Source organism: Mesorhizobium kowhaii, assembly GCF_042431665.1.
Lineage (GTDB): Bacteria > Pseudomonadota > Alphaproteobacteria > Rhizobiales > Rhizobiaceae > Mesorhizobium > Mesorhizobium kowhaii.
The window spans coordinates 1-2,188 of record NZ_JBHLYT010000067.1 but is presented as its reverse complement, the minus strand read 5'-3'; the positions used below and the strand labels follow the sequence as shown (position 1 = coordinate 2,188).

At 50.6% G+C, this 2,188-nt stretch carries 2 protein-coding genes; one reads left to right on the top strand and one right to left on the bottom strand.

All coding sequences use genetic code 11. From position 1 onward, the window contains the following. Nucleotides 1-357: 357 nt before the first annotated feature. The gene (locus tag ACFFNA_RS33690; protein ID WP_378924176.1) at nucleotides 358-1,380 is read right to left on the bottom strand and encodes an L-histidine N(alpha)-methyltransferase; all 1,023 of its coding nucleotides are present in this window, start codon (nucleotides 1,378-1,380) and stop codon (nucleotides 358-360) included. Nucleotides 1,381-1,880: 500 nt separating this feature from the next. Between ACFFNA_RS33690 and ACFFNA_RS33685 the strand changes: the two genes are divergently transcribed. Next, complete coding sequence (locus ACFFNA_RS33685; RefSeq protein ID WP_378924174.1) at nucleotides 1,881-2,105, top strand: transposase family protein; 225 nt, start codon at nucleotides 1,881-1,883, stop codon at nucleotides 2,103-2,105. Nucleotides 2,106-2,188: the final 83 nt, after the last annotated feature.

The window sequence follows — 2,188 nt, the reverse complement described above, 5'->3', positions numbered from 1 at the left end:
AACCAAATCAGATCATCAGCGTCATTCAGCACCACTCCGAGCCGAATTCCGCATCAATTCCCTCTCGGCGCCATCTATACGCGGTTCTCAACCGCCATCGACACGCAACCGCCGCAATGCCGCCAATCAAACTATAATCAGCGAAATCGACGTTCTTTACAGCCGACAAATCCCTAGCAGGACTCTTATGTTAATCTGAAGCAGTTAACGAAAGTACAGCGCCCGCCCCTGAAATTGTTCCGACTGTCGAATGCGACGAACAAGCAACGCTGTACAGGAGATGACCACGCATAATTGCAGACAAAATCCAGAACTTGCTCTCCCAATATGCCATACCTTGCTTACCAAAAAGGAAGCTTACGTCTTCCCCCTCATGTTCTCAAGTTTGAACAAACATACGGCATATTTCTGCTCAGAATCCGTCCAATGTTGTATCGGATTCAAGTCATGCTTCATGAACATCTCATTAAATGTATGAACATTGACTTTGCGCATGATCTCCGTCCTAATCATCTCTCCTTTTTCTAGGCAAATCGAGAATTCTAGTTTCTCGAGATTGACGGATTGGGCCTGCATGGCTTCCAAGTGCGCCTCCATTCGGCAAAGAGGTTTATTGTGAAATGCGACATGTCGAAACTGGAAGACATTAAAGTTCCCATCAAAACGCCAATTCAAATGCTGAAGAACACACAGGTTGGTCAGAATAGCGCTCTGGTTATTATAGGCTGCTTCTAAGATGTCCGTTTTTTTATCCAAGTCTATACCGACTAGGAAATAGTCACCAGGAGCGAACAACGTGCGCACCGACTCGAGCAGATCGTTCAATTCGTCATCGTACATGTTTCCCACCGAACTGCCGAGACAAACTAAAAGCTTTGGACCTGTGACGGTGGCAGCCTGTTCCAATCCGGTTTGGTAGACCCCAATGATGCCCGTAAAGTTCAAATCTGGTGTCATCGAGAGGAGGCTTTCGGCTGCTTGCTCCAGGATTGAACGGTTGACATCAATAGCGGCGTAAGAAGTTGGGCCGTGGTTCTCCACGTACGCATTAATCAACAGCGTTGTTTTTTGTGCGTTTCCTGACCCCAGATCGACGAGAGAGACAGGGCCTGTCATGTCGGTAACCGATTTGGCGTACTGCGACAGTATCTCCCGCTCGGCCCTAAATAAGTAGTACGATTCCTCTTTGCAGAGCCGATCAAACAGGGCCGATCCAGTGTCATCATAGTAGTACATGCAGCCTATCGAACGCGGTGACTGAGATAAAGAATTTTTCAACAAGTCTCCACGAAATATTTCAGTATCATGCAGATCGTCACCGATGATGGTAAACGTTTGGCCATCGTTCAGTGTGCGGTTGCTTGTAAGTCGTCGGACCATGTCGATACACTCCTAATAAATACTGCAGCCCATCAGGCACGGCGAAAAATGCGATTAGATGCGACTGCAGAGTTCCAATAGTTATGCCAATTGCGGACATTAGGCCGCACGAAGGCAGTTATTCTATTTAGATCAATGAGTTAGACGATGTGTATAGCAACGGGGTGGGCACCCCTTCAGTGTCGCGACTTAGACAAACCCGACAATAGGTGAGGCCTAACAGTTGATGCTGATATTTTCCCCGCTGCATTTGGAGCACCGCTCCGGGACGCTTCCGACCCACATCGTCGGCGGGCCTATTGCCCCGTATGAATTTGCCGTGCTTCTGTCCGAGACGCCGAATTACGGAGACGTCACAGATGCGAGACAAGACCAGCAGCAGCGAAGCCGCTTGGCAGGCGGGGCTCCGTGTGTGAATCGGCGTGCAAAATTGGCTCTGACTCACTTTTGATGATATTCGGGTTTGGTTGGTACCGATTTCAGGCAGAGGAATCAGTGCTATGGGCCAGACCCTCCGACCATCGACCCTCGTCCCTCGCGGCTTTGTGGTCGATGATGCCGCCAGTGGCGCCGACGCCACGCTAATCACGGTCCGTCCTTTAAGCATCGCGAGCACCTGTCCGGGCTGTGGAACGAGATCGGCGCGGATCCACAGCCGGTATCCGCGGCGCTTGGCGGATCTGCCCATTGCGGGCAAGCCTGTTCGGTTCTGTCGCAAATCGTGATTTCGGTCACGACGCGACGCTTTCGCGCCAATGATCAGGCGGCAAGGATCTCGAACTGCTCGGCAATTGAAGGGCATGGATTG

Coding starts and splice junctions, on each gene's coding strand:
- ACFFNA_RS33690 (WP_378924176.1), bottom strand. CDS start 1,380: ATGGTCCGACGACTTACAAGCAACCGCACACTGAACGATGGCCAAACG.
- ACFFNA_RS33685 (WP_378924174.1), top strand. CDS start 1,881: ATGGGCCAGACCCTCCGACCATCGACCCTCGTCCCTCGCGGCTTTGTG.